This window comes from Burkholderia mycopellens, assembly GCF_964265025.1.
In the GTDB taxonomy this organism is placed as follows: domain Bacteria; phylum Pseudomonadota; class Gammaproteobacteria; order Burkholderiales; family Burkholderiaceae; genus Burkholderia.
This window is the reverse complement of the sequence record NZ_OZ183804.1, coordinates 656,468-681,628: the sequence shown is the minus strand read 5'-3', so window position 1 is coordinate 681,628 and position 25,161 is coordinate 656,468. Positions and strand designations below refer to the sequence as shown.

Sequence of the window (25,161 nt, the reverse complement as noted above, 5' to 3'; positions counted from 1 at the left end):
ATGCAACGATTCTCTGGCAAGGTCATCGTCGTCACGGGCGCCGCACAAGGCATCGGCCGCGGCGTCGCGCTGCGCGCGGCGGCCGAAGGCGGCAGGGTGCTGTTCGTCGATCGCGCGGATTTCGTCGCCGAGGTCGCGGCCGAAGCGATCGGTGGCGAGACGGCCGGCTTCGTCGCCGATCTCGAGACGTATGACGGCGCGCATGCGGCGATCGCGCACGCCGTGCAGACGTTCGGCGGCATCGACATCCTGATCAACGGCGTCGGCGGCGCGATTCGCATGCGCCCGTTCGCCGAATTCGAGCCCGCGCAGATCGATGCGGAAATCCGCCGTTCGCTGATGCCGACGCTCTATACGTGTCACGCGGTACTGCCGCACCTGCTCGCGCGCGGCGGCGGCACGATCGTCAACGTCTCGTCGAACGCGACGCGCGGCATCCGCCGCGTGCCGTACTCGGCGGCGAAGGGCGGCGTCAATGCGCTGACGGCGGCGCTCGCGATGGAATACGCGGCACACAACATCCGGGTCGTCGCCACCGCGCCGGGCGGCACCAGCGCGCCGCCGCGCCGCGTGCCGCGTAACGCGGCCGGCGACAGCGAACAGGAACAGGCATGGATGGGCGAGGCCGTGCGCCAGGTCACGGAATCGACGTTTTTCAAGCGCTACGGCAGCCTCGACGAGCAGATCGCACCGATCCTGTTCCTCGCGTCCGACGAGGCGAGCTACATCACCGGCACGGTGCTGCCGGTCGCGGGCGGCGATACGGGTTGAGCGACGTGTCGTGACGCCGCTTGCACGTGTTCAACCTGTGTTCATCGACAACCCACCGGCCGGCGCGAAGACGCCGGCCACGGAGACCTCCATGCTTGATCGCCAAGCCATCGTTCCGGCGGGAATGGAAGCGGTGTACGAGACAATCGGCTACGCACCGGGCCTGAAAGTCGGCGATACGCTGTACGTATCCGGGCAGATCGGCCGCGATGCGGCGATGCAACTGGTCGAAGGCCGTGAAGCGCAGATCGTGCAGGCGTTCGAAAATTTGAAGCACGTGCTGGAAGCCGCCGGCGCATCGTTCGACGACGTGGTCGACCTGACGACCTTCCATACCGACATGCGCGACCTGCCGTTGTTCATGCAGGTGCGCGACCGCTACCTCGATGCGCACCCGAGGCCGGCGTGGACGGCCGTCGGTGCGCACATGCTGGGCGGCGCGCCTGGCTATATCGTCGAGATCAAGGCGGTGGCCGTGTTGCCGGCGTGATGTGTGTCGACGGGAGGTTGGCGCGAGGCGCCGCAGCCCGTGCATCGAATCGGCTCGTCGTGTGCCGGCCCGGCGCGAGAGGCTTCGCGACGCAAGACGGAATCCTGACGAATTGCTTGCGCGCGAGCGCCGTCGTGAATCGTTGCGCGGCGTCAGCGACAAGTCGGGCGAGTTCGTTTATGGTGCGAGGGAACGCCGCGTCGTTTCTTTTCTTCCGTCGAGAATCCGCGATGAAATGCCTGCCACGCGCCATCTTCGCCGCCCTCGCTTTCACCGTCGCGCAAGCCGCGCTCGCTCAGGCGCCGGGAACGGTGCAACTCGAGGACATGACCTGGACCGAACTGCGCGACAGCATCCGGGCCGGCAGGACCACCGTCCTGATTCCGATCGGCGGGACCGAGCAAAGCGGCCCGTACGTCGCGCTCGGCAAGCACAACGCGCGGGTCAGGGTACTGTCCGAGCGGATCGCGGAAGGCCTCGGCAACGCGATCGTCGCGCCCGTCATCGCCTATGTGCCCGAGGGCGGCTATGCGCCGCCGACGTCGCACATGCGCTTCCCGGGCACGATTACCGTGCCTGACGACGTCTTCGAAAAGACCCTCGAATCCGCGGCCAACAGTTTCCGCGTCCATGGCTTCACGAACATCGTGTTTCTCGGCGACCACGGCGGCTACCAGAATGACATCAGGCAGGCGGTAGCGCGGCTCAACAAGTCGTGGGCCGGCACGGGCGCGCGTGCGTTCGTGCCGGCCGAGTACTACGGCACCAGTTCCGACGGTTATGACCAGATCCTGCGCGAGCACGGCGTGCCGGCCACGGATATCGGCACGCATGCGGGGCTGGCCGACACGTCGTTGCTGCTGGCGGTCGCACCGCGCATGGTCAGGGTCGACAAGCTGCGCAACGCCGCGAAGCCCGGCGCCGTCGACGGCGTCTACGGCGGCGATCCGCGTCATGCGAGCGTCGAACTCGGCCGGCTCGGCACCGACGCCATCGTGTCGCGCACCGTCGATGCGATCAGAAAGGAAATCGCCGGCCGCTGACGCAGCCGCGCCGTCGCGCTACCTTTGTCGTCGTTCCATTCAATCGGACAGGGACATCGTCATGCAGCCGCGCTTTCGTCGTCATATCCGCTTCTCCCGTTCCGCGATCGTCATCATGGCAGCGCTGGCCGGCTTCGGTGCCCACGGTGCGATCGCGGCGTCGGCCATCGCGGTCGTACCCGGCATGCCGCCCGTCATCCACCCCGACAACCTGTACAGCGAGGCGCAGGCCGGCCACATGAGCGCGGCGGTGGCGGGCGCGTTGCCGCGCATCTATGTGCCGAACCTGAGATCGAACGACGTCTACGTGATCGACCCGGCCACGTACAAGGTCGTCGACCGGTTCGCGGTCGGCCGCAGTCCGCAGCACGTCGTGCCGGCATGGGACCTGCAGACGCTGTGGGTCGCGAACAATGCGGAAGGGCGAACCGACGGCAGCCTGACGCCGATCGATCCGAAGACGGGCAAGCCGGGCCAGGAAGTGAGTGTCGACGACCCGTACAACATGTATTTCATGCCCGACGGCAAGGCGGCGATCGTGGTGGCCGAGGCGCATGCGCGGCTCGACTTCCGCGACCCGAAGACGATGGCGCTGAAGTCGAGCCTCGATGTGCCGCAATGCAAGGGCATCAACCACGCCGACTTTTCGATCGACGGCCGGTATGCGCTCTTCACGTGCGAGTTCGGCGGCAAGCTCGCGAAGATCGACCTGGTGAATCGCAAGGTGATCGGCTACCTTGAACTCGACCGGAAGGGGATGCCGCAGGACATCCGCGTGTCGCCGGACGGCAAGGTGTTCTATGTCGCCGACATGATGGCGGACGGTGTGTACGTCGTCGATGGCGACCGCTTCACGAAGATCGGCTTCATCCCGACCGGCGTCGGAACGCACGGGCTGTATCCGAGCCGCGACGGCACGAAGCTCTATATCGCGAATCGCGGCTCCAATCGCGTCCACGGGCCGCCGCACGGCAAGGGCAGCGTATCGGTGCTCGATTTCGCGACCCGCAAGGTGGTCGCAACCTGGCCGATTCCCGGTGGCGGCAGCCCCGACATGGGCAACGTCAGCGCGGACGGCAAGACGCTGTGGCTGTCGGGCCGCTTCGATGATGTCGTCTATGCGATCGACACCACGAGCGGCGCGGTCCGGTCGATTCCCGTCGGCATGGAGCCGCACGGCCTGACGGTGTGGCCGCAGCCGGGGCGCTATTCGCTGGGCCATACGGGGAACATGCGGTAGGGCGTCGGCCGGTCGGCGCGTACCGGCCCGGCGAGCAGGCGAAGGGCACGTGACTGCCCCCGTCACTCCCACGCGTGCTTGCTGAACTGATAGCCCTTGCAGCGGATCGTCTTGATTCGCTTCGGTTCCGTCAGGTCATCGCGCAGCTTGCGGCGCAGCTTCGAGATGCGGCCGTCGATCGAGCGGTCGAAGCCGTCGAACTCGATGCCGCGTAGCAGCTGCGTCAGCTCTTCCCGGCTGACCACTTCACCGGCACGGCAGACGAGGGCCCACAGCAGGTCGAATTCGGTCGAAGTCAGGCGAGGCGCGCTCCCGTCCGGAAGGCGAACCTTGCGATCCGCCCGGTCGATCGAAAACTTGCCGAACTCGAATCGATGAGGCGACGCCGGCGCGACGTCGTCCGGGCGCATGCGTATCCGTCTCAGGTGGGCCTTGATCCGCGCGAGCAGAATGCGCGGCTCGACCGGCTTGTGGAGAAAGTCGTCCGCGCCGAATTCCAGGCCGAGCAACTCGTCGAACTGGTCGTCGCGGGCCGTGATCATGATGACGATGCCGTCATACCGCATGCGTGCCTCGCGGCAAATCTCGAAGCCGTCCTTGCCCGGCAGGTTGATGTCGAGAAGCACCACGTCGGGGCGACGCGAGACGATGGTGGATACGGCGTCGGTGCCGTCGAACAGTGTGTCCACGTCGTACTGATGCATGCGCAGATAGTCTGCGATCAGTGCGGACAGATGGACGTCGTCTTCGACGAGCAGGATTCGGATGGGCATCGCTAAACGAAGGGGTGAAACGGGAAAGTGGCGAGCGCTCAGGCCCATTCCGAACAGGGGGGAGCCGAAGAGAGGCGCATGATACTGCGAAACATTCTGGCGGAATGTGGCGAAATCTGAATCGTTCGGCCACGCCTTCCGCGCGCCAATCATCGCCGCTGTGAACGGGCGAACGTGTGGAATCGTGTCGTCGCCGAACGGGACGATGTCCGGACGAAAAGGTTCGGCGTAACGTCCGGCGCGTCGCCGGCACGGGTGCCGGACGAGGTGTCGTTCGCAAGAAAACGTTTGCGAAACATGGCCGCGCGTACGAAGTACCCACGCCCGGATCGAATCCCGGTAAAGATTGCTCGACATATCATTACAAAATATTACGAACCGGATGCAATGCGGCTCCTTACAATCGTGGCAATTCGGTGGCGGGCATGACCCACACCCGCTTCCGGTTGGTCGCCAAAGAGCATGCAAGCGCGAAGGCGATGATCGATAGCGTGTCGTGGCTCCGTTGATTGCGTGCCTTCGGCGAGCCGCAGCCGGTGCTCGACGCGTGCGGATCGGTGTCGGCGTGTCCCTGGCCTTCGGCGGGTAAAGGTCCGGCCACCACGATGTTCTGATAGGAATGCGAAATGACGCCGCTTCAAATCATCCAGAGTCTCGATTCACTGACGAACGCGATCGAAGTCGCGGTCGCCCGCGCCGACTGGAACGAGGCCGTCCGGGCCGCCGACACACGCTCGATGTTCCTGATGACGCTTGTGCCCGATCAACCCGACGAGGTTCACGCGGCGATCGGGAGAATGCGGGAGATCGATATCCGGATCTCCATTGCTGCACGGGAAACGCTGGAAGCCCTCGTTGCCGAGAGCCGGAAGGCGTTGCAAGAAGTCCAGTTGGCGACGCAGGCGTTGACGGCGCAGCCGCTGTCGCCGGGGGCGGATGCCATGGCCTCCCGACTCCCTTCGTGACGCCCGTGAGTTTCACGGCCCCTCGCGACGCACATGCTCAATCCGCGGAAAGCTCTTTGGACAGGCCCGTCAGGTCTCAACGTTTCGGTGGCGGTATGCGATTTCGAAAACGCATCAGTTATGTCGATGCAACTCGGTGGTTCGTCGATGGCGACCACGATCGGGTGGAAACCCGTGACGGCGGCCGGGCAGTCGCCACGCCGGAAGGCTGGCGTGCGGTGAAGCCGGGTGACTGGATATTGCTCGACGAGCGCGGCAACTGTTGGCCGATGGACAACGGGCTCTTTACGAGTCTTTATGAACCGGCGGTGGGGTGAGCGCCGAGCGTGCGCCGACGCCGCAAGCTCCCGCGGCGCGCCCGCGATAGCCGGTACGCCATCCAGCTTACCGGCTCGCGCGCGAAAACAGCAATGAGTCGGCGTCGTTGAACCGGATCCGGATCGGCTCGCCGTAACCGGCTTTTTCCGCCACGCGGATCGACGCGACGTTGGTCGGCGCGATCACGCACACGCTGCGCTCGAACCGCTGTTGCCCGTCGAGCCATCCCAGCGCGGCCGCGAGCGCCTCGGTCGCGTAACCCTTGCCGTGCGCCCACGTCGCCAGTGCCCAGCCGGCTTCCGGCACGCCGCGAATCGACGGCTCGATGAGCCGGTGGAAATCGGCGAAACCGAGATCGCCGACATAGCGGCCCGATGCCTTCTCGCGAATTGCCCAGTAGCCATAGCCGAGCAGCGGCCACAGCCCGCGATACGCGAGCATGCGCATCCACGAGTCACGCGGCGCCGACGGCTCGCCGTTGAAGATGTGTTCGACAACCTCGGGCTCGGTCCACATCGCGGCGAGCGCATCGAAGTCGCCGAGCGGGTGGCCTTCGAGGATGAGGCGCGGCGTGTCGAGAACGGGCGGGGAGGAGACGGGCGGCATCGTGGTTTCCGGATACGAGAGGAGCATGAGACGGCCTGGCCGTCAGCACGTCGATGCCGCGCTGGCTGGGTCCCGTTCACGCACCCGCTGGCAGATCGGGCGGCGATGTTGCTTGGCGAGCGGCGGCGTACGATCGACGGCAGGCGACGGCGGCACTCTGCGAGCGGGTATGTCCAGTTCGGCAAGACAGGGAGCCGAAATGATAGCAAAACCCTTGCCCGCATTGGCGGCGCGGCGGCCGGCCGGAGGTGACGTCGTCGCATCGACGATAGAAGCGCGGAACGATCCTCATCAGTCGAAAAATCGCCAAATTGATGCGCAAAAGGATCAATATGATTCGCCGCCGCTGACGATCTACTTCCGGCTTTTCAGGAAAGTGCGCCCTTCGGCCGTGATCGACGCGCCCGAGCGGCCGTGTGCGGAATGGCTGACGAAGCCGGCGCTGACGAGCTCCCTGGCGATCGACCAGCCGAGCGCCGGCGCGTCGCGCCCGTAGCGGACATCGGCGAGGCGCTCGAGCGCCCAGATGGCGGAGGCCGACAGGTTCGGGGTGTTGGGCGTGAAGTTGTCGCTCATCGCTTCCTCGTGAAAAGGGGATTCGGGGTGGGCGGGATGCCGTGACATCGGGTGGTGCGCGGGTCAGCGCGCTTGCAGCGCAGGCAGCAGCGCCTGCAGTGCCGCTTCCTCGTCGGGGCCGGTGGCCAGCACTTGCGCGGACGTGCCGCCGTGCACCCGCAGCGCCGCGATGGCGGCGCTGTCCTTCGCGTTGCTGCTGATCCCGTTCGCGATCAGCAGGATGTCGCTTTCGAAGCCGCGCGCTGCCGCGACGGCTGCTTCGCGTGCGCAGCCGCCGCGGTTGCGGTTCCACGCGGGGCCGATTTCAACGTACACAACGGTTGCCACAATGTCGGAAAGCCTCTGGACGGAACGTCGGAATCGGTGTGCGGCGCTGGGCCAGTGGTGCGCCAGTCGGGCGTGAAACGGGCTTTCCCGTACGACTCGGGGAAGCTGGCAGCGCGGCCGGGGTGTGCACATCCTGCGTGGATGTGCCGGCATTCTCGGTGAAACGGGCCGCAAATCCGGCGAACGGCACGAGAACGTTGATTATAATACGGCAATCAAGACATGTGTATTGCATTATAATATTGTGTGCGCCAAAGGCAGCCCGTCGACTCATCGGCCGGTACCTGCAGGCCCACCGGGCGACGCTGCCAGCGCGCCCGATATTTTTATCGACGACTCACCCCCTGAATGGAAGCTGCAATGAACGCCGCCCCTGCCTGCCCGCAATGCGCGATGGAAAACACTTACCCGGACGGCCCGCTGACCGTATGCGCGGACTGCGGCCATGAATGGTCGGCCGACGCTGGCGCCGACGCGGGCGACGAGCCGGCGGGCGATGTCGTCAAGGACGCCAACGGCAACGTGCTGTCGGATGGCGACTCGGTCGTGCTGATCAAGGACTTGCGCGTGAAGGGTTCGTCGATCACGCTGAAGATGGGCACCAAGGTCAAGAGCATCCGGCTCGTCGGTGGCGATCACGAGGTCGATTGCAAGACCGACATGGGCGGCTTCATGCTGAAGGCCTGTTACCTGAAGAAAGTCTGAGCGCGCACGCTCCAATCGACCGTTTGCAATCGACTGCCCGTTCATGGCCGAAGATCGAATTTCCTACGACGCGTTCATCAGGTTCCTGGCGACGCCGCTGAACGACGGCCGGCCGTTCGTGCTGGAGACGGAGCACGCGCTTTCGCTGCACTTCGACCATTTCGGCACGCAGAGCTTCATGTCGCGCCGGGATCCGGGCCGGCTCGAGCTCGGCTATACACGCGTGATGATGGGCTTTCTGCTGCTGCAGCCCGAGCCCGCGCACATCTGCATGCTCGGGCTCGGCGGCGGCTCGCTGGCGAAGTACTGCTACCGGCACTTGCCCGGCGCGGCGATCGACGCGGTCGAGATCAATCCGAACGTGATCGCGCTGCGGGATGTATTCAGGATTCCTGCTGATGACGGCCGGTTCACGGTGGTGTGCGCCGACGGCGCGGATCATCTGGAAAGGGCGGATGTCAGGACGGACGTGATCCTGCACGATGCGTTCGTCGCCGACGGCATGCGGGGCCGGTGTACGGGCGCGGCATTCCTCGCTGCATGCCGCGAGCGCCTGAGCGAAACCGGCGTGCTGGCGATCAACTTCATGGACGACGATCCGGCGCTGCCGGAGCATCTCGAGCACCTTCGGGCCGTGTTCGGTGCGTCGTATACGCTGGTGCCGTGCGGCGACGACAACAACTTCATCGCGTTCGCGTGGAAGGGCGGCAACCGGCTGCCGTCGCTGCGTATCCTGCTTGAACGCGCACTCGCGTGTGCGCGGGCCGGCGAGCTCAAGCTGGCGGCTACGGCGAGGCGCATGAAGGCTGGAGAGCGTGTCGACCCGCAACGGCTGGTGATGCGTGCGCAGCCGCACGGGCGCTGGGAAATCGGCGAGTAGGCGCGCTGCCCGCGCGGCCTGTACGGCCGCGCTTACTTCACGCGCTTGCCGAGCGCGCTCTTGGTCTTGTACGTCACGCCGTGGCGGTCGAGATACTCGCGGATCAGTTGCCGCACGACTTGCGAAGGCGTGAGATCCTGCTCCGCGCAGAGCATCTCGAAGGCTTCTTTCTTCGCGGGGTCGATCAGGACGGTCAGGCGGGCGGTTTTTGTTTCCATTGCAGGGCGAGGGTGGTCGGTATGTTAATCAAATTATAATCGATCCGCCTTCGGCGCCACCGCCGAAAGCGCGCTCCCGATGCGCGATCAGCCCCTGCTGCGGAGCAACGCGAGCAGGTCGTCGATCACCGGGACGATCGCGAGCGTGACGAGCATCGCGGCAAGCGGCACGGTCGATACGTAGCCGACATGCTTGAAGCCGATCGCGCCGGCCAGGCCGCCGATGAAGAACGACGTGAGCATCGTCGCGTGAATCCGCAGTTTCGAGCGGTTGGCGATGACCGCATGCGCGTCGACGTCGACCGCCGAGCGGTTCCAGTAGAACAGCTTCCCGAGTTCGATGCCGAGGTCGGTCACGATGCCGGTCATGTGCGTCGTGCGGATCTCCGCGCCCGACAGCTTCGTGATGGTCGCGTTCTGCAGCCCCATGATGAAGCACAGCAGCGTCACGGTCACGGGCACGAAGAAGGTCTCCCACAGCGCGAGGTGGCTGCCGAGCAGGCCGAACAGGAGCAGCAGCGCGGCCTCGAGCAGCAGCGGCAGCATGAACTGGCTGTGCAGGCCGCGGCGGCGGCCCCAGTTGACGAGGATCGCCGAGCAACTGGCGCCGATCAGGAACGACCCGAGCGAGCTGATGCCGGCCAGCGCGAGCCGCACGTCGCCGAGCGCCGTCTGGTCGGCGATCGCCGACACGATGCCGCTCATGTGCGACGTATATTGCTTGACCGCGAGAAAGCCGCCGGCATTGGCCGCGCCGGCGACGAACGCCAGCGAAAACCCGAGCTGACGGTTCGCGGTCGCGCTGCGGTGTTTTCCGGCCAGGTTTCGAAAGTACTGCGCTGGCATAGGGGCTGGGGGCTTCGCTCAATCGCCGCGGATCGCGGGCACGGACTGTAAGACGGGCGCCGGACGGCAGGGCGGGCAAGCCGCCTGCGCACGGGTACCGCGTCTCTCGAATGATGTGACGAACATGATAATGACATTATCATACTCTGTTAGTCTCATGGGGGCGGCAGTACAATGTCGTCCAGTGCGGCCTGACCGCGGCTCCGCTGCCGCATGGCCGCGCCGCCCGCCTTCGCGATCACTTCTGCCTACCGCTTCATGACCCCGATCAAGTTCATTCTTCGCTACACGGCGATCCCGTTCACGGCCATCGTGGCCGTGGTGATCTGGACTGTCATACCATCGTCGAAAGAGATCGATGCGAGACAATATGCGGCGCTGTCGCGCGCGTACGCGAGTTTTCCGCTGCCGTTCCGGCGCGAGATCTCCGAAACGATGGACCACGGCCGGATCAACGACCGCCGCTACCAGGCGCTCGTGCGCGATTCGCTGGGCAATGGCGTCGCGCTGGACTGGCCGGCGTCGGGCGTCGGCGAGCTCGCCGACGAGCGGCAAAAACTGGCCGAACTGATTCAGGCCGATTCCGATCTTCAAGGGCATCACCAATGAAAACTCTGCTGGTTTCCGTGGCATTCGCGATGATCATCGCGAGCCTGATCTTCGCGCTGTATTTCATGAATCACGATCGCGGCAAGTCCAAGCGGATGGCATGGTCGCTCGCGGCACGCGTCGGGCTGTCGGTCACGCTGTTCCTGTCGCTGCTGATCGCGTACAAGCTGGGCTGGATCGAGCCGACCGGGTTGCCGATCGGTCGCTGAACGATGGACGCCCCGTTGCATGCGGGGCGTTCGCAAGAATGCGAGTTTGAGTTTATGATCGTGCTATTGTGATAATTATACTTATCCTGATGGCCGTGATAGAAATGAATCCTGTCGAGGAATGGCAGCATCGCGTGCGTAACTGAAACGGGTTTGGCGCGCCAACAGAAGCGGTAGCGTCCCGAGGATGACGCTAATCGCCCGATTCGCTCGCGAAGTCATGGCGATACGCGCGGGGCGAGCAACCCACGATGCGCTTGAACGCGTGTCCGAAAGCGCTATCCGAGTCGTAGCCAAGCATCTGCGCGATCGCCGATATCGACGCGTTCGAGCGTCGTAGTTCCCGCATCGCGAGCTGCACGCGCCAGCGCAGTACGTACTCGAGCGGCCCGAACCCCAGCCGCCGCTTGAAATGCAGCGCGAACGTCGAACGCGATACGTGGCAGCAGGTCGCGAGTTCATCGACCGTCCAGCGTCGCGCGGGCTCCGCATGAATGGCGACGAGTGCCGTGCTCACCCGGGAATCCGCGAACCCGGCAAGCCACCCGACATCGCTGTTCGCGCCGTCGTCCACATAGCGCCGCAGGATCTCGACCAGCATCATGTGACCGAGATGTCGAACCATCAGCGACGCCCCCGGCGATGGCTTGCCGAATTCATGCGCGAGCCGCTGCAGCGCCCAGCGCAACACCGCCGCCTGCTCGGAGTCGCCGCTCACGATGACCACGGGCGGCAGGCTGCCCAGCAGCAGCGGCATGCCTTCCTCGTACGAGAAGCGGCCACCGATCAGAAAGCAGTTCACCGGTTCGCCATAGTGCGCGATACCGCGTTCGACGTTCAGGTACACGTTGGCGGCAGGCACCGGCGTAACCGAGGGATCGCTCGCCAGCGAAAATGCCCGCGGCGATGCGAGCAGGAAGCAGTCTCCCGTGCGCAGCTGGATCGGCGATCCGGCGCCGTCGACGGTCAGCCAGCAACTTCCTTCGACAATCGCGTTGAACTTGATTCCTTCGGGTGGCGGAATCGCCACCGCCCACTCGCCGCCTGCTCTCAGGCCGGTGAAATACGAATCGCGGGTTTCCAGCAGCGACAGCACTTCCGATAGGGGATCCACGCTCAAGCTCCGGACGATCTCGACGAAAAACCGGATTCTATTGCATTCACAGTCCGGGGGCGTCGCCGGAGAATGACCTCGTGCAGTAACGCGGCCGACAGGCGGGCGCGTGCTTCACACATCGTTCCAGGAGCTTTCAATGACGAGCAGGCAACATCCCCTTCATTCCGGATTCGGCGCTGCATCGACGGCAGGCGACGTACTGGCCGATCTCGACCTTCACGGCAAGACCGCGATCGTTACGGGCGGCCATTCGGGTCTCGGCCTGGAAACGACGCGCGCGCTGGCGGAAGCCGGTGCGACCGTCGTCGTCGGCGCACGGAGCGCCGATGCCGCGCGCGAAGCAACGCGCGGCATCGACGGTGTGGAGATCGCGGCGCTCGACCTCACCGATCTCGCGAGCGTGGCGGCATTCGCGGCGCGGTTCGTCGCGGCGCGCCGCGACGTGGACATCGTCATCAACAGCGCGGGCATCATGGCGTGCCCGGAGACGCGGGTCGGCGACGGCCTGGAAGCGCAGATGGCGGTCAATCATCTTGGCCATTACGCGCTCGTCAACGGGCTGTGGCCCGTTCTCGCGCAAGGCGACGGCGCCCGCGTGGTCGCGGTGTCGTCGCTTGGGCACCGGCTGTCACCGATTCGCTGGGATGACGTCCAGTTCGCACACGGCTATGACAAATGGCTGGCGTACGGGCAGTCGAAGACCGCCAACGCGCTGTTCGCGGTGCAGCTCGACAGGCTCGGCGCCCCGTTCGGTGTCCGCGCCTATTCGCTGCATCCGGGCAAGATCGCGACACCGCTGCAGCGTCATCTGACACGCGAAGAGATGATGGCGCAAGGGTGGGTGGACGAACACGGCGTGCCAATCGATCCGACCTTCAAGACGCCTGCCCAGGGCGCGGCAACCCAGGTATGGGCGGCGACGTCGCCGCGCCTGGCCGGGATCGGCGGTGTCTATTGCGAGGATTGCGACGTCGCGGTTGTCACGTCCGGAAGCGAGGAATCGGGCGTGCGGCCGCATGCGATCGATCCGGAGGAAGCGGCGCGTCTGTGGGCGTGGTCCGCGGCGCTGACAGGAATCGACGCCTTTGCGGCGCGCCGTTGACACCCGAGCGCGCATGGCGGATGCACCGGCAGCGACAGGGTCGTGCGGCCGGTGCGGGCCCCCGTGTGGCTGCGTATCCGCGGGGCGGGCGAAGCGCGCGGCGCATTTCCGCGATCAATCCCGGCGCACGTATAACGTAAGCTGAAATCGGTTTTTCCCGCGTGCCAGGTGCGTCCCTATACTTTGCGATGCTGCGCAAGCAGCGATTCGCGCATCCCGCGATCGCGCGACGCAGCGCCCGCTCTTCTCGTACAAGGACCTGCCGAATGACTGCCCGTGATGCCGTCGATCCGCGCGACACGTTGCGCGACGCGCTTGCCGCGCTACCCGATCTCGCCAACGCGATCGGGCAGGATGCGGCGCAACGCGAGGCGCGCCGCGAACTGCCATTCGAGGGTTTCGCGATCTTCCGTCGCTCGGCGCTGGGCGTATTGCGGATTCCGGTTGGGCGCGGCGGCCTCGGTGGCACGCTGGTCGATCTGTTCGACACGATCACGACGCTGGCCGCCGCCGATTCGAATCTCGCGCACGCGCTGCGGATCCACTACGACCAGATCGAGACGCTGCGGCTGTCGCCGCGCACGCCGTTCAACGACGTGCAGCTGGAGCGTGCGCGGGCCGGCGCGATATTCGGCGGTGCATCGACCGAGCGCGGCACGTCGCGGCCCGGCGAGAACACCACCGTGCTGCGCCGCGATGGCGATCACTATCGCGTGACGGGCCGCAAATACTATTCGACCGGCACCGCGTTTGCCGAATTCGCGCGCATCAACGTCGAGAACGAGCAGGGCGACGCAGTCGCCGTGATCATTCCCGTCGCGCGGGACGGCGTGCAGGTGCTCGACGACTGGGACGGCATGGGCCAGCGCATGACTGCGAGCGGCAGCCTGCTGCTCGACGACGTGCAGGTATTCGCGGATGAAGTGGCCGTGCGCGACGGTTCGACGCTGGTCGGCCGCCATTGCGGCGCGCTGCGGCAACTGCATCTCGTCGCGACGGGCGCGGGCATCGTGCGCAACGTGGTTGCCGATGCACGCCGCTATGTGCTCGCGCACGGCCGCCCGGTGCTGCACAGCCCGGCGCCCACCGCACGAGACGATCATTTCATCCAGCAGGTCGTCGGCGAGCTGTCCGCGCACAGCCACGCGATCGACGGGCTCGTGCGCGAAAACGCGCGGGCGCTCGACCGTTCCGCCGACGCGATCGAAGCCGGCGACGCCGATGCGCATGCCCTTGTGCTCGACAGCGCGCTTGCAACGGCACGCACGCAACTCGTCGTCAGCAAGCTTGCGCTGCATGCGGCGGAGCGGCTGTTCGAAGTCGGCGGCGCGTCGGCGACGGCGCGCGAACACAACCTCGACCGGCACTGGCGCAACCTGCGCACGATCTTCAGCCACAACCCGTTGCTGCACAAGGCGCGCGTGATCGGCGACTACGAGCTGAACGGCGTGACGACGCACCTCACCGAAGGCCGCGTGTTCTGACGCGGCCGTGTCATTTCGGCGAGCACGCGCGCCACGGTACGCGACACCTCCACTGCCTCACGTCAGCGCCGCAGGCCGGCGTCGCGCAGTAGCGGCAGCACGCGTGCGCCGAAGAAGTCGAGATCGGGCTTGAAGTCGTAGAAGCTCAACTGGATGCCGTCGATGCCGGCGCGGTGCAGCCGCACGATGGTATCGGCGACTTCTTCCGGCGAGCCGGTGATCGAGATATTGCCGCCGATGGCCCGCGCGGCCGCCTGTGAGCGCTGTTCGAAGCCGCCTCGCCACGCATGCGCGTCACTGTCGAAACGGTGGAAGCTGCCTTCGTCCGCATGCGCGACGATCGCGTCGCGGTACGCACGCGCTTCGGCCGCCGTCTCGCGGCAGATCACGAGCGGGTTGAGCAGCGTGCGGATCGCCCGGCCGCGCGCCGTGGCAGCTGCCTTCACGCGTGCGGTATGCGCGGGCAGCGCATCGATCGCCCGTTCGGCATCCGGGCCGGCCGGGCTCGTGACGAACACGATGTCCGAATAGCGTGCGGCGAAATCGATGCCAGCATCGGAGCCCGTCGCGTTGATCAGCAGCGGGCGGCCGTAGCGCGGCTTCGGCGTGACGAATGCGCCGCCCAACCGCCAGCTCGACAGCGCGGGCGTGTAGCTGAAATTGTCCGGTTGCGCCCACAACTGCTGAACCGCATCGAGGAATTCGGCCGCCATTTCGTAGCGCCTGTCGTGTTCGATCCGGTTCCAGCCGAACATCTCGTGCTCGACTGCGCGGTGGCCGGTCACGACGTTGATGCCCCAGCGCCCGCGCGAGATGTGATCGAGCGTGGCGGTGAACTTTGCGAAATGCAGCGGATGCCACGGCCCGTAGAGCACGTGACTCGTCGCGACGAGGATGATCCGTTCGGTGCGCGCGGTCAGCGCGGCCAGCGTCATGAACGAGTCGAGCGCGTGGCCGTCGAACACGCCGCCGTAGCCGCCTTTCGGCAGCCACTGCGACAGCGCGAACACGAGATCGAAGCCGAGCGCCTCCGCGCGCGCGACCAGGTCGGCGTTGTAGTCGAACGTCCAGTCCGTCGTGCGCGGCAGCGTCGACGCACTCCAGCCGCCGGCCTGGATCGGCAGGAACAGCCCGAGCATCAGTGGCTGCGCGAGGACGCGTGACACAGGGCTGTCGGGGAAATCCGCCGGCGAGCGCACGTCGACGAACGACGATGGCGCGACCGGGGTGGCGAGGGCGGTGTCGCTCATGAGGGCTTCCTTGCGGGTTGGGTACGCACCGCACGGCAACGGCGGGTGCTGAGGCGAACCACATCGCGTTCGTGCGGCCCGGGTGCGCCGTCGGGCGGCGACAGCAAGGGCGCGCCCGACGCGCGCGTCCGCAGCCGCACGTCGAATGGATCGAGCAGGGTGAGCGGCCGGCTCGCCAGCGTGCCGCCGACGGGCAACCTCACCGCCGCCCATCCGCTGCCGAGCTGGCGCAGAGTTGCGCGCCGGCTGCTGCGCGGCACGCGGTGACGGAAACGGAAGTCGGTCACGGTCGAACGCGTATCGCGCGCGGGGAAACGCCCATTCTCGGCAACCGGGCACGGCACGGCAAACAACGAATCCCGCTTTGCTTATCACGTGGCGCCGCGCCCGGTGCGCGCGCCGTCAGAACTTCACGCGCAGCCCGCTGACGAGCGCGACCTGACGGTTCGTCGACGATGCGCTGCCGATGTTCGAGATCGCCGCGATCGCACGATAGCCGCCCGCCGTTGCCGTGCTCGGATCGCCGGCCGCGAGCTGGTAGATGCCGGACAGGTAGAGATCGGTGCGTTTCGACAGCGCATAGTCGAAACCGAGCGTGAACTGGTGCCAGCGCGGCTTCAGCGTCTGGCCGCCGGTGCCCGGCAGGCCGCTCGCGCGCCCGTCGGTGAACGTATAGACGCCGATCAGCGTGGCCGCCGGTGTGATCTGGTAACGCGCGTTCACGTCGTAGTTGTTGAACTTGCGCGACGAACCGTCGAGATAGTCGAGCTGCGTGTGGCTCCACGCGAAGCCGAGCGTTGCACGGCCGAGCGCGTAATTCGCGCCTGCCACGCCGATCTGCTGCTTGAGTACGCCGCCGTTCAGCCCGTAGAAGAATGCGCCGCTGTAGTCGTTGCCGGTGGTGGTGGTCGCACCGCCCACCGCGCCGCTCGTATTCGACGTCGAATTCGGATGATTGATGCGCACATAGCCGGCGCCCACCGACAACGGGCCGTTCACGTAGTTCGCCGACGCGCCCCATGCGTTGTTGTTCGAGAACCCGGTGCCCGCGCCACCGTTGGCCTGGTTGCTGAACGCATAGAGCAGGTCGGCCGTGAAGCCGGCGATCGTGTCGCTGCGGAACTTCACCGCGTTGTTCAGCCGGAAGCTCTGGTTCATGTTGTCGTTGTCGCCCACGTGCGTGGCCGGCGACCAGAAGCCGGACCCCGAGTACTGCGCGACGAGGTCGGTGATCGGCTCGTACTGGCGGCCGAAGGTCAGCGTGCCGATGCCCGACTTGGCAAGGCCCACGTACGCGGAGCGGCCGAACAGGCGGCCGCCCTGGCCGAGCCCGCCGTCGCTGGGCCGGAACCCGCTTTCGAGCGTGAAGACCGCCTGCAGGCCGCCGCCGAGATCTTCCACGCCTTTCAGGCCCCAGCGGCTGCCGCTCAGCTTGCCGCTCGTCTGCTGGATGTTGCTCGCGCCACCCTGGTTGTTCGTATAAGCGAAACCGGCATCGACGACGCCGTACAACGTGACCGAACTCTGCGCATGCGCGCCGACCGAACCGATCGAAACCAAACCCAGGACTACCGATTTTTTGATCATGACTATCCTCTGTTTTTATGGGTACCTCTGTGAGGATTACGATGCTATTGACGACGGTCGTGCCAATGAACGGTCGATCCGTGGTTTGTAAATCGCTGCGCGGCCGATTTGCAATGTGTGTTGCCGCAAGTCCGGCATGTGTGCCGCGATCGCGTCCGCTACCCATGCTGCGGCGAACGCATCGCGCGAACGGCGAACGTCGAGCGCCGGATAGTTGCGGGCGCCGTCATATCGATCGATGAAATCGTTCGATATGCGCAATACAGGCGGCCCGGCGCGCGATGTTTTTTTGCAACGCCCGCTGTGCGGCGGGCGGCCGATGCGCTACATGCGCCCGCATATCGATTCCGCAAAACGTTGGTAGGGCCGCGCGACGCATGACGGTAGAGTCGGGCATCCGGCCTCGGGCCGGCATGCTCCGGGAACGGAAGGGCGCGCAAGTGTGCGTTCGTCCCGGCTGAACAACGAACACGGGAGTCGTTTGTCATGAGTCGCGATGTGCTGTTTCTGCTGGAGCCAGGCTTTGCCGATCCGAAGCATCCGGGCCAGCGCTTCGTCTGCCCCCATGGACTGTCGATCGAAGGGCTGCTGGCAAGCGCGCCCGATCGCGCGGGTCGAATCGACGTGAAACGCGTCGGCTTCGAGCGGCCGCGGCACGCGGTGATCGACGCGCTCGACGATGCGCACCAGGGGCTGCCGGTGCTCGTGCTCGGTCGCGACCAGCCAGCGCCGGACGACGCACGGACGCTCGGCGACGTGCGCTTCGTCACCGACGCACGCCGCATCCTCGAACTGCTGGCCGAGCGCCACGGATTTCCGGTGCTGCATTGACGCGACGGTTTTCACTTCCCGGTTGATCGACCGACAGGAGCATCCGATGTCTTCAATTTCGGCGGCGCGGCGCCGTTTGTTGCTCGCCGGCGCCGCAGTCGTGGCGGCGCCATGGGCCACGAACGCAGCGTTCGCCGCCCCCGCTGTCAGCACCGATTTCACCGGCACCACGTTGCGCGTCGCGACCTACAAGGGCGGCTGGCGCGCGCTGTTGCAGGCGGCCGGGCTGGCCGACACACCGTACCGGATCGACTGGCGCGAGTTGAACAACGGCGTGCTGCACATCGAGGCGCTCAACGCGGACGCGCTCGACATCGGCTCGGGCAGCGAAATACCGGCCGTGTTCGCCGCGCGACAGAAGGCCAACGTGCGGCTCATCACTCGTGTGCGCGAAGACCTGAATAACCAGGTCACGCTCGCGCGCAAGGACACGCCGATCCGCAGCATCGCGGATCTGAAGGGCAAGCGCGTCGGGTACGTGCGTGCGACGACGTCGCACTACTTCCTGTATCGCCAGCTCACGGAGGCGGGCCTGGGCTTCGACGACATCCAGCCGATCAACCTGTCGCCGACCGATGGCTTGTCTGCATACGATCGCGGTGACATCGACGCATGGGCGATCTACGGCTACAACGGCCAGCTTGCGCGCAATCGCTACGGCGCGCGCGTGCTGAAGACGGGGAAGGGCTATCTGTCGGGCAACTTTCCGGTCTATGCGAACCCGCGCACGCTCGACGATGCGCGCCGTCGCGCGGCGACGGGTGATCTGCTGCTGAGATTCCGGCGCGCGTATGCGTGGGCGAACGGGCATTTCCGCGACTATGCGCTTGCGCAGAACCGCGAGACGCGCGTGCCGGTTGCCGATCTCGTCGCGATGTTCGACCAGCGCAGCGAAGACTATGCGCTGCTGCCGGTGACGCCCGATGTGGTGGCGCAGCATCAGCAGGTCGCGGATGTGTTCGCGCGGATCGGTGTGCTGGATGGTCCGGCCAATGTTGCGCCGCTCTGGGATACGTCGTTCAACGCGCTGGTGGCGGCGACGTGATCGGAGGCAATGAGAAGGCGGCCGAGTGATTGGGCGAATCAGGCGAACACGCGCTTTCGAAAGCGCTGTTTTCCATGCGTGAACCAGGCATCACGCCAGCCGCGAATCTCGTCGGGCGATCCTGTGTGACCGGATCAGGCGAACGTCGTCGCGACCATGATGCCGAACACGACGCCGATTGCAATCCCGCAGAGCCGGCCGTAAATCGATGCGCGCACATTGTCGTCGAGCAGGAACGGCGAGCGTTTGTGCTTCCATACCGTGCTGAAGGCGACCGGGCGGGTCAGCAGGGCGATGCATGCGATCAGCACCGGCGTGGCGATGAGCATTGCGATGCGCTGTCCGTTCCAGTCGACGCCGTGCATCGCCAGCGAAACGATCGCGGCAAGCGGAACCTCGACGCACAAGCCGAGCAATGAACCGTTGACGAATGAATCTCCGGGGGACTGAAACATGATCGGTCCTGGCGTTCGAATGAAATCGGTGCCCGGCTCGAGCGCCCGAAAATAAAAAACCACGGCCGTTGCCCACGGTTGGTCGACCGCGTCCGACATTGGCCAGAATGACGGCCGGATGGTACGGCAAATCGTTGGCCCGTTGGCGGTCATTCAAGCTATTTAACAAATGTCCCGGGTGGGACTGCATTTTTATGCTGCATCGGGATATCGCGCCGTGATAAAAATCGGGCAATCTCGTCGATGTCGGCAACGAGTTGAGGCTGCGCGACCGGCATGGCTGCATGCGTCGCCGTTCCGGCACGAAATATGACCCTGGTCGGTTTCCGGGCCTGCCGGGCGGGTTCCGGAGCGGGGCACGGGTTTAATGAACCGATGGCAATGGCGACGCGTCACCCATCGAATCGAACATGAGCGAACACAACGTGACGGGCCGTGACGCACAATGCGTCGGCGCGGCAAACGCGGAATTTTCAGCAGGCGTCGCCGCGCATCACGCCGGGCGGGTGGCGGATGCCGCGCGGCATTACCGGGCGGTGATTTCGCTCTGCCCCGATCACACCGAGGCGCTGAACAATCTCGGTATTCTGCTCGAAGCGGAAGGCAATGCAGGCGAGGCGGAACATTGCTACCGAAGGGCCCTCGAGATTCGTCCCGACAATGTGGACGCCTGTTTCAATCTCGGCCTGCTGCTTCACGACGGACAACGCCTCGATGAGGCGGAGGCCTGCTACCGCAGCGTATTGGCGTCGAATCCGGGGCATGGTCCGGCGCTGCGCAGGCTCGGCCTGCTGCTGCGGTTCACGGGCCGCGACGCCGAAGCCGAACGCACCTTGCGCGATGCCGTGATCGCTCGCCCGGGCGATGCCGTGGTTCATGCCGATCTGGCCATGCTGCTTCAGGCGCTCGGGCGATCCGACGAAGCGGAGCAGCAGTATCGGGCATCGCTTGCGCACGAACCGAACGACGCAGCGACGCTCAACAGTTTCGGTGCGTTGCTTCACCAGCTCGAACGGTTGCCGGAGGCCGAGACTTGTTTCCGGCGCGCGGTTTCGCTGCAACACGGCTCCCGCGAAGCGCGAGGCAATCTCGGCAACGTGCTGTTCGCGCAGCGACGATACGCTGAAGCCGAATCGTGTTACCGCGAAGTGCTCGCATACGATCCGTCGTTCGCGGAGGTGTGGAACAACCTGGGCCGTCTGCTGCATGAGGTCGGCAGGCTGGATGAGGCCGCCGCCGCTTTGAGACACGCACTGACGCTCGATCATGACCGCGTGCCGACCACGTTCAACCTGAGCCTGGTGTTGCTGGCGATGGGGCAGTACGAAGAAGGATGGCGCCACTACGAGGCGCGCTTTCAGCCTTCCTCGCACTGGGGCGACGCGTCGTCGAATCGCGTTCTGGCAAGCTTGCCCGCGCCGCTCTGGCAGGGCGAACCGCTCGACGGGAAATCGCTTGTCGTCTGGCCCGAGCAGGGGTTCGGCGATGTCGTGCAGTTCGCGCGCTATCTGCCGCTGCTCAAGCAGCGCGGATTGTCGACGCTGACGGTGGTGTGTCCGGCCGCATTGACGCGCCTGATCGCAACGGCCGACGGCGTGGATCGTTGTGTCGGGCTCGACGAGGCGGCGGCGCTTCCTGCACACGATTACGCGGTCCCGATCATGAGTCTGCCGTTGCATTGCGGAACGACGCTCGACACGATACCCGCGACGGTGCCCTATCTGCATGTGCCGGCAGCGCTCGTCGAGCGCTGGCGGAGCAGCGTGCCGTCAGCCGCCTTGAAGGTCGGGTTGGTCTGGGCCGGCGATCCGCGACCCGACCAGGCGCAGGCACACGCGACGGACCGCCGCCGCTCGCTTCCGGCAAGCGCGTATCTGCCCCTGCTGCGGATTCCGGGTGTGAGTTTCGTGAGCTTGCAGAAGGGCGAAACGACCCGCCGGCAGATCGACACGATTCCGTCGCCGCTTCGCCCTGTCGACCCGATGGAGCATGTGCGCGACTTCGCGGACACGGCGGCGATCATCTCCCATCTGGATCTCGTGATCACCGTCGATACGTCGGTCGCACATGTGGCAGGTGCATTGGGCACGCCGGTCTGGATCCTGTCGCGCTTCGACGGTTGCTGGCGCTGGCTCGCGGATCGGGACGATTCGCCGTGGTATCCGCGGGCGCGGCTGTTCCGCCAATCGGAGCCGGGGCGGTGGAGCGATGTCGTCGAGCGTGTCGCGGGTGCCCTCGAGCACCTTCGTGCCGAACGAGATGCATTGCGCGTATCCGCGGTACCTCGGGAAGAACTGGATCGGCGGTTCTAGGCGGACCTGCAGTCGTTTCGGCAGTACCGTCTGGCGAGGGCCGCCGCATTCCATGATGATGCGCTCCCGAGCGCAGCGGAACCGTCTGTTCGAGCGTACCGGCTGGGCTATCGGGCGCCGTCGCTCAGCGGTCCCGGCCGGCCAGAGCACGCCAATCGTCAAGACGGCGCGTCATAAGGCTATTGCAATCGACTGCGCACTCCCTCGAATACGAAACCCTACGCGCCACTGCAAGACATGCTGTAGGTGAAAACGAGGGAGGGTCAACCGTCCCGAGTCGCCTGCCGTATTTTGACAGTTCTTGACAGCTCGAAACAAGTGGAGAGCTATGATCTAGCTCTTTATTGAATGTGCATACTGGAGAACCTCTCATGAGTTCGGCACGCTCACTCAGTATCGGCATTACAATTGGCCTACATCATGCGGCAGAGAGTCTTTGGGTCAACGGCATCAAGCAGAACGCCTTGTATCTAATGAGGCTTTTTCAACACTCGCCTCTTGGCCATCAGGTCACCCTCGTCAACACGACGAACGTCAAGATCACGTCGGAACTTCCATGGGACACCACGCAGTTTCCAATACGCTCGTTCGACGATGCGAAAGACTCGCTTGATGTCCTGATCGAACTCGGTGGGCAGATTGATTCGGCGCAAACCGCGTATCTGCAGGCGCGCGGCGCAAAAGTCGTGAGCTACTGTTGCGGTCCGGAATACGTGCACATGATGCAGGCCATGATTTTTGGCAGACGGCATGCGGAAACGGTATTCATCAATCAACGTTATGATCAAGTATGGATCATCCCGCAAGTTGCCGAGACCAGCGCAGGCTTCTTCAGCGTATTGCGACGCCAGCCTGTTCGCGAGGTACCGTTCGTTTGGGATCCGATGTGCGTTGAAGAGCGATCGGCCGCTCTCCCGCATCGCGGGGAATATCGTCCAACCGGGCAACCCAAAAGGTTATCCATCATGGAGCCGAATATCGACGTTACCAAGTTTTGCCTCTATCCACTCTTGATCGCTGAGTTGGGATATCGGAAATGTGGTGCACGGATATCCTACGTGCATGCGACGAACACGGAACATCTTGCAAATGGCAGCCCGGAATTTATCGGAATTGCGCACCACCTGGATCTTGTGAGGGATTCGAAAATAAGCTTTGTCGGCTATCATAATACCCCTCAATTTCTTTCTGAATTTACCGATATTGTGATATCCCATCAATGGGGGCTTGCATTGAATTATTTCTATTTCGATGTTTGCTGGAACGGTTATGCGATGGTCCATAACGCCGGCCTCTGTCGTGAGCTCGGTTATTTTTATAATGGAAATGATGTGGAAGAGGGCGGCCTTCGACTCCGGCAGGCGATAGAATCTCACGATGAAAATTGGCAGGATTATAAGAATCGGCAGCGTGAAGTAATCGGGAGATTTTTGTCAACAAATCCTAGGCAAATCGAGGCGTATGACAGGTTGCTCGTCGGTCTTTTTGAATGAAATAAATGGGTTGTCGTGGTGGAATGAGTACGTCGTTGATTGACGCGAATGGACCGCGACGCAGACACGCTGGCCGAAGCGTTGGCGCAGGCGGAGACCCTGAGTGTTGTTCAACCGGCGATCGCGTTCCGGTTGTAGCAGGCCGCATTCCTGGATGCCGTATTTGCGGCACAGCGCTGCCGGCTTCAGTTCGGTCTAGGTTTCCTTCAAGAAGCCGATGATCTGTTCTTCGGTGAATCGTTTTTTCATCGTGTTTCTCTCTGGAGCGGACGCTCCACTGTCACCGCACGAAACGCGGGGAGCAGGTCAGTCGCACCGTAGCAGGTCCTGTTTGCGTTGGACGAGTCGTTTTGGCGCCAACTGCTTGCGGCTGCAGGATCACTGACGTCACATCCGCACCATTGGACGATCCCGAGGCGGATTGATCCTCGCGGGCCTCTACACACAAGCCCGCGACCTTCACGACAGCCTTCCGGTTCGCGCCCATCTCTCGAGTATCCACTGTGCGTCGGCGACGGTTGCATCCCAGGCGCCGATGACGGGTTGTCGAACGACGCGGATTCCCGGGTACCACGGCGTCGAGGTCGGGGATCGTTCGAAACGCCAGTCTCCGTGGAGCGGCGACAGTAGGAGGGTCGGCAAGTCGAGGCTGGCGGCGAGGTGCAGCGGCCCACTGTCGACGCTGATGACCAGGTCCGCCGCAGCCGACAGCAGCGCTGCAAGCCCACGCAGGTCGGTCGTCGCGTCGAGGTTGGTGGTCGTGTGGGACAGATCGTCGGCGAGCCATCGCTGCATTTCGAGACCGCGCTGGAATACGATCCAGTGTACGTCCTGGTTTTCCAGCAACGGACGTATCTGCTGCAGGCGCAGACTCCGCCACGCGAAATCCCCGTGAGCGGATTCGTTCGACGACCAGAACAACGCGCAGCATGGGCGTCCGCGCGCGGCGCGGCGAATGCGTGCCACCTGTTCGGACATCTCGGGCGAGGGTGCTGCCTCATACATTGCCCGGCGCGCCGGCAGGTAGCCGGCCAGCGGGAACATCGCGGTGAACAGGGAGAACGGTGTTGCCCACATTGCATCGAACGGAGCGTTGCCGGCGAATGGCGCCAGCAGTTGATCGGCACGGATGTCGCGATAGTCGTTCAACCAGGCTTGATTGACGTCCGGACACGGCCAGGGCTCGTGACAGACGAGTTCGGTGCCGGCCTGAGCGAGCAGGGTGCGATAGCGGATGAACTGGAGCCAGTCGCCGAAACCGCCGCCACGGACGTAGCGCAGCACGCGCGGCAATGGTGTGTCGCCACACCAGTAGCCGGGATCCTTGATTCCGTATATCTCCGCTACGGCCGATCGGCTCGTATAAGCCGACGCATATTCGCCGATTCCCGCGGCGATTCCGTGAGCCCGCATCAGCGAGGTGCTGCGGATTTTTCTCAACTGGATGCCGGTCGCCTGCGGAATCGCGCCAGCGTGGTGCGCAGCCTCGTACGACACGGATCTCGCAATGATGTCGTCGTCGCGGCCGAACAGATACAGGATTTCGAGCTTTACCTGCTCGCGCTCCCATTCATTGAGGCCGTGTACGAGCGTTTCGAATTGCGTGTCGAGAACGTCCAGCCGGCCGAGATGGGCGCACGCATGGAAAAAGATGGAACGATGGTTCGTATAGCCTGGCTCGCGCTGCGTAAGCTCGATGGATCGGTCGACCGCGTGTTCGAATTCCCCAAGGAAATAATGGTACTGAACGCATGCATGGAGGTATCGTGCGGTGCCGCCGTCGGTGGCCTTCAGGTCGTCGAGCAGGCGTCGAGCGTCATCAATGGCACCGCGCTGTACGAGCTGCTGCACAACGAAAACCGGATTGTCTTGGGTCATTGGCTGGGCTAGGGTGAGAAGCTTCAAGGTG

General features: G+C 64.7%; 28 protein-coding genes. 16 read left to right on the top strand and 12 right to left on the bottom strand.

The features are described from left to right. The 4 genes from benD (at window position 1) to ACPTTC_RS37020 (ending at window position 3,544) form a co-directional block, all read left to right on the top strand. A complete protein-coding gene (gene benD, locus ACPTTC_RS37035; protein WP_423396242.1) occupies window positions 1-771 on the top strand; it encodes a benzoate diol dehydrogenase BenD in 771 nt (256 codons plus the stop codon). Window positions 772-862: 91 nt separating this feature from the next. Then, complete coding sequence (locus ACPTTC_RS37030) at window positions 863-1,261, top strand: RidA family protein (RefSeq protein ID WP_423396241.1); 399 nt, start codon at window positions 863-865, stop codon at window positions 1,259-1,261. Between the two features lie 230 nt (window positions 1,262-1,491). Next, window positions 1,492-2,304, top strand: a complete 813-nt coding sequence (locus tag ACPTTC_RS37025; protein ID WP_175970524.1) for a creatininase family protein — start codon at window positions 1,492-1,494, stop codon at window positions 2,302-2,304. Between the two features lie 61 nt (window positions 2,305-2,365). Continuing rightward, on the top strand, window positions 2,366-3,544 hold the full coding sequence (locus tag ACPTTC_RS37020; protein ID WP_423396240.1) for a hypothetical protein: 1,179 nt from the start codon (window positions 2,366-2,368) through the stop codon (window positions 3,542-3,544). A gap of 62 nt (window positions 3,545-3,606) precedes the next feature. On the opposite strand, the gene ACPTTC_RS37015 is transcribed toward ACPTTC_RS37020, so the two are convergent. Continuing rightward, window positions 3,607-4,317: a response regulator gene (locus tag ACPTTC_RS37015; protein ID WP_423396571.1), complete on the bottom strand. Its 711-nt coding sequence runs from the start codon at window positions 4,315-4,317 to the stop codon at window positions 3,607-3,609. 626 nt (window positions 4,318-4,943) lie between these two features. Between ACPTTC_RS37015 and ACPTTC_RS37010 the strand changes: the two genes are divergently transcribed. Beyond that, window positions 4,944-5,282 carry a hypothetical protein gene (locus tag ACPTTC_RS37010; RefSeq protein WP_423396239.1) on the top strand — a complete coding sequence of 113 codons (339 nt, stop codon included), beginning with the start codon at window positions 4,944-4,946 and terminating at the stop codon, window positions 5,280-5,282. A gap of 95 nt (window positions 5,283-5,377) precedes the next feature. Further along, window positions 5,378-5,599 carry a hypothetical protein gene (locus ACPTTC_RS37005; RefSeq protein ID WP_175952133.1) on the top strand — a complete coding sequence of 74 codons (222 nt, stop codon included), beginning with the start codon at window positions 5,378-5,380 and terminating at the stop codon, window positions 5,597-5,599. A gap of 67 nt (window positions 5,600-5,666) precedes the next feature. Here ACPTTC_RS37005 and ACPTTC_RS37000 read toward each other — a convergent pair whose 3' ends face one another. The 3 genes from ACPTTC_RS37000 to ACPTTC_RS36990 form a co-directional block, all read right to left on the bottom strand. Continuing rightward, complete coding sequence (locus ACPTTC_RS37000; protein WP_226201417.1) at window positions 5,667-6,206, bottom strand: GNAT family N-acetyltransferase; 540 nt, start codon at window positions 6,204-6,206, stop codon at window positions 5,667-5,669. 354 nt (window positions 6,207-6,560) lie between these two features. Beyond that, window positions 6,561-6,782 (bottom strand): hypothetical protein, encoded by a 222-nt coding sequence (locus ACPTTC_RS36995; RefSeq protein WP_175952135.1) that lies wholly within the window; start codon window positions 6,780-6,782, stop codon window positions 6,561-6,563. 63 nt (window positions 6,783-6,845) lie between these two features. Further along, window positions 6,846-7,097, bottom strand: coding sequence for an HPr family phosphocarrier protein (locus ACPTTC_RS36990; RefSeq protein WP_423396238.1), 252 nt, complete (start codon window positions 7,095-7,097; stop codon window positions 6,846-6,848). Window positions 7,098-7,469: 372 nt separating this feature from the next. Here ACPTTC_RS36990 and ACPTTC_RS36985 point away from each other — a divergent pair, with 372 nt between their 5' ends. Next, on the top strand, window positions 7,470-7,814 hold the full coding sequence (locus ACPTTC_RS36985; protein WP_423396237.1) for a zinc ribbon domain-containing protein YjdM: 345 nt from the start codon (window positions 7,470-7,472) through the stop codon (window positions 7,812-7,814). A gap of 43 nt (window positions 7,815-7,857) precedes the next feature. Beyond that, on the top strand, window positions 7,858-8,694 hold the full coding sequence (locus ACPTTC_RS36980; protein ID WP_423396236.1) for a spermidine synthase: 837 nt from the start codon (window positions 7,858-7,860) through the stop codon (window positions 8,692-8,694). 32 nt (window positions 8,695-8,726) lie between these two features. On the opposite strand, the gene ACPTTC_RS36975 is transcribed toward ACPTTC_RS36980, so the two are convergent. Both ACPTTC_RS36975 and ACPTTC_RS36970 read right to left on the bottom strand, forming a co-directional pair. Continuing rightward, window positions 8,727-8,912, bottom strand: coding sequence for a ribbon-helix-helix protein, CopG family (locus ACPTTC_RS36975; RefSeq protein ID WP_021158209.1), 186 nt, complete (start codon window positions 8,910-8,912; stop codon window positions 8,727-8,729). 87 nt (window positions 8,913-8,999) lie between these two features. After that, on the bottom strand, window positions 9,000-9,758 hold the full coding sequence (locus tag ACPTTC_RS36970) for a YoaK family protein (protein ID WP_423396235.1): 759 nt from the start codon (window positions 9,756-9,758) through the stop codon (window positions 9,000-9,002). 258 nt (window positions 9,759-10,016) lie between these two features. Between ACPTTC_RS36970 and ACPTTC_RS36965 the strand changes: the two genes are divergently transcribed. Beyond that, the gene (locus ACPTTC_RS36965; RefSeq protein WP_041492597.1) at window positions 10,017-10,367 is read left to right on the top strand and encodes a hypothetical protein; all 351 of its coding nucleotides are present in this window, start codon (window positions 10,017-10,019) and stop codon (window positions 10,365-10,367) included. Further along, window positions 10,364-10,576 (top strand): twin transmembrane helix small protein, encoded by a 213-nt coding sequence (locus tag ACPTTC_RS36960; RefSeq protein ID WP_006489184.1) that lies wholly within the window; start codon window positions 10,364-10,366, stop codon window positions 10,574-10,576. Before ACPTTC_RS36965 ends, ACPTTC_RS36960 begins: the two co-directional genes overlap by 4 nt. Before the next feature lie 193 nt (window positions 10,577-10,769). Here ACPTTC_RS36960 and ACPTTC_RS36955 read toward each other — a convergent pair whose 3' ends face one another. Beyond that, the gene (locus ACPTTC_RS36955; RefSeq protein WP_423396234.1) at window positions 10,770-11,690 is read right to left on the bottom strand and encodes an AraC family transcriptional regulator; all 921 of its coding nucleotides are present in this window, start codon (window positions 11,688-11,690) and stop codon (window positions 10,770-10,772) included. Between the two features lie 139 nt (window positions 11,691-11,829). Between ACPTTC_RS36955 and ACPTTC_RS36950 the strand changes: the two genes are divergently transcribed. After that, window positions 11,830-12,795 carry an SDR family NAD(P)-dependent oxidoreductase gene (locus tag ACPTTC_RS36950; protein ID WP_423396233.1) on the top strand — a complete coding sequence of 322 codons (966 nt, stop codon included), beginning with the start codon at window positions 11,830-11,832 and terminating at the stop codon, window positions 12,793-12,795. 266 nt (window positions 12,796-13,061) lie between these two features. Next, window positions 13,062-14,279, top strand: a complete 1,218-nt coding sequence (locus ACPTTC_RS36945; RefSeq protein WP_423396232.1) for an acyl-CoA dehydrogenase family protein — start codon at window positions 13,062-13,064, stop codon at window positions 14,277-14,279. 62 nt (window positions 14,280-14,341) lie between these two features. On the opposite strand, the gene ACPTTC_RS36940 is transcribed toward ACPTTC_RS36945, so the two are convergent. The 3 genes from ACPTTC_RS36940 to ACPTTC_RS36930 form a co-directional block, all read right to left on the bottom strand. Next, window positions 14,342-15,529, bottom strand: a complete 1,188-nt coding sequence (locus ACPTTC_RS36940) for an LLM class flavin-dependent oxidoreductase (protein WP_423396231.1) — start codon at window positions 15,527-15,529, stop codon at window positions 14,342-14,344. Beyond that, on the bottom strand, window positions 15,526-15,816 hold the full coding sequence (locus ACPTTC_RS36935) for a hypothetical protein (RefSeq protein WP_423396230.1): 291 nt from the start codon (window positions 15,814-15,816) through the stop codon (window positions 15,526-15,528). Before ACPTTC_RS36935 ends, ACPTTC_RS36940 begins: the two co-directional genes overlap by 4 nt. Before the next feature lie 115 nt (window positions 15,817-15,931). Continuing rightward, window positions 15,932-17,116, bottom strand: coding sequence for a porin (locus tag ACPTTC_RS36930; RefSeq protein ID WP_423396229.1), 1,185 nt, complete (start codon window positions 17,114-17,116; stop codon window positions 15,932-15,934). Between the two features lie 486 nt (window positions 17,117-17,602). Between ACPTTC_RS36930 and ACPTTC_RS36925 the strand changes: the two genes are divergently transcribed. After that, on the top strand, window positions 17,603-17,947 hold the full coding sequence (locus ACPTTC_RS36925; RefSeq protein ID WP_175220519.1) for a DUF3088 domain-containing protein: 345 nt from the start codon (window positions 17,603-17,605) through the stop codon (window positions 17,945-17,947). Window positions 17,948-17,993: 46 nt separating this feature from the next. Beyond that, the gene (locus tag ACPTTC_RS36920) at window positions 17,994-18,992 is read left to right on the top strand and encodes an ABC transporter substrate-binding protein (RefSeq protein WP_423396228.1); all 999 of its coding nucleotides are present in this window, start codon (window positions 17,994-17,996) and stop codon (window positions 18,990-18,992) included. Between the two features lie 134 nt (window positions 18,993-19,126). Here the strand turns inward: ACPTTC_RS36920 and ACPTTC_RS36915 are convergent, their stop codons facing one another. Further along, the gene (locus tag ACPTTC_RS36915; RefSeq protein WP_423396227.1) at window positions 19,127-19,600 is read right to left on the bottom strand and encodes a hypothetical protein; all 474 of its coding nucleotides are present in this window, start codon (window positions 19,598-19,600) and stop codon (window positions 19,127-19,129) included. A 272-nt stretch (window positions 19,601-19,872) separates the two neighbouring features. On the opposite strand from ACPTTC_RS36915, the gene ACPTTC_RS36910 reads away from it, so the two are divergent. Then, window positions 19,873-21,759 (top strand): tetratricopeptide repeat protein, encoded by a 1,887-nt coding sequence (locus tag ACPTTC_RS36910; protein WP_423396226.1) that lies wholly within the window; start codon window positions 19,873-19,875, stop codon window positions 21,757-21,759. Window positions 21,760-22,130: 371 nt separating this feature from the next. After that, on the top strand, window positions 22,131-23,252 hold the full coding sequence (locus ACPTTC_RS36905) for a DUF2827 domain-containing protein (RefSeq protein WP_423396225.1): 1,122 nt from the start codon (window positions 22,131-22,133) through the stop codon (window positions 23,250-23,252). 459 nt (window positions 23,253-23,711) lie between these two features. Here the strand turns inward: ACPTTC_RS36905 and ACPTTC_RS36900 are convergent, their stop codons facing one another. After that, complete coding sequence (locus ACPTTC_RS36900; protein WP_423396224.1) at window positions 23,712-25,157, bottom strand: glycosyltransferase family 9 protein; 1,446 nt, start codon at window positions 25,155-25,157, stop codon at window positions 23,712-23,714. Between the last annotated feature and the right edge of the window lie 4 nt (window positions 25,158-25,161).

Coding starts and splice junctions, on each gene's coding strand:
- benD (WP_423396242.1), top strand. CDS start 1: ATGCAACGATTCTCTGGCAAGGTCATCGTCGTCACGGGCGCCGCACAA.
- ACPTTC_RS37030 (WP_423396241.1), top strand. CDS start 863: ATGCTTGATCGCCAAGCCATCGTTCCGGCGGGAATGGAAGCGGTGTAC.
- ACPTTC_RS37025 (WP_175970524.1), top strand. CDS start 1,492: ATGAAATGCCTGCCACGCGCCATCTTCGCCGCCCTCGCTTTCACCGTC.
- ACPTTC_RS37020 (WP_423396240.1), top strand. CDS start 2,366: ATGCAGCCGCGCTTTCGTCGTCATATCCGCTTCTCCCGTTCCGCGATC.
- ACPTTC_RS37015 (WP_423396571.1), bottom strand. CDS start 4,317: ATGCCCATCCGAATCCTGCTCGTCGAAGACGACGTCCATCTGTCCGCA.
- ACPTTC_RS37010 (WP_423396239.1), top strand. CDS start 4,944: ATGACGCCGCTTCAAATCATCCAGAGTCTCGATTCACTGACGAACGCG.
- ACPTTC_RS37005 (WP_175952133.1), top strand. CDS start 5,378: ATGCGATTTCGAAAACGCATCAGTTATGTCGATGCAACTCGGTGGTTC.
- ACPTTC_RS37000 (WP_226201417.1), bottom strand. CDS start 6,206: ATGCCGCCCGTCTCCTCCCCGCCCGTTCTCGACACGCCGCGCCTCATC.
- ACPTTC_RS36995 (WP_175952135.1), bottom strand. CDS start 6,782: ATGAGCGACAACTTCACGCCCAACACCCCGAACCTGTCGGCCTCCGCC.
- ACPTTC_RS36985 (WP_423396237.1), top strand. CDS start 7,470: ATGAACGCCGCCCCTGCCTGCCCGCAATGCGCGATGGAAAACACTTAC.
- ACPTTC_RS36980 (WP_423396236.1), top strand. CDS start 7,858: ATGGCCGAAGATCGAATTTCCTACGACGCGTTCATCAGGTTCCTGGCG.
- ACPTTC_RS36975 (WP_021158209.1), bottom strand. CDS start 8,912: ATGGAAACAAAAACCGCCCGCCTGACCGTCCTGATCGACCCCGCGAAG.
- ACPTTC_RS36970 (WP_423396235.1), bottom strand. CDS start 9,758: ATGCCAGCGCAGTACTTTCGAAACCTGGCCGGAAAACACCGCAGCGCG.
- ACPTTC_RS36965 (WP_041492597.1), top strand. CDS start 10,017: ATGACCCCGATCAAGTTCATTCTTCGCTACACGGCGATCCCGTTCACG.
- ACPTTC_RS36960 (WP_006489184.1), top strand. CDS start 10,364: ATGAAAACTCTGCTGGTTTCCGTGGCATTCGCGATGATCATCGCGAGC.
- ACPTTC_RS36950 (WP_423396233.1), top strand. CDS start 11,830: ATGACGAGCAGGCAACATCCCCTTCATTCCGGATTCGGCGCTGCATCG.
- ACPTTC_RS36945 (WP_423396232.1), top strand. CDS start 13,062: ATGACTGCCCGTGATGCCGTCGATCCGCGCGACACGTTGCGCGACGCG.
- ACPTTC_RS36940 (WP_423396231.1), bottom strand. CDS start 15,529: ATGAGCGACACCGCCCTCGCCACCCCGGTCGCGCCATCGTCGTTCGTC.
- ACPTTC_RS36930 (WP_423396229.1), bottom strand. CDS start 17,116: ATGATCAAAAAATCGGTAGTCCTGGGTTTGGTTTCGATCGGTTCGGTC.
- ACPTTC_RS36925 (WP_175220519.1), top strand. CDS start 17,603: ATGAGTCGCGATGTGCTGTTTCTGCTGGAGCCAGGCTTTGCCGATCCG.
- ACPTTC_RS36920 (WP_423396228.1), top strand. CDS start 17,994: ATGTCTTCAATTTCGGCGGCGCGGCGCCGTTTGTTGCTCGCCGGCGCC.
- ACPTTC_RS36915 (WP_423396227.1), bottom strand. CDS start 19,600: ATGACCGCCAACGGGCCAACGATTTGCCGTACCATCCGGCCGTCATTC.
- ACPTTC_RS36905 (WP_423396225.1), top strand. CDS start 22,131: ATGAGTTCGGCACGCTCACTCAGTATCGGCATTACAATTGGCCTACAT.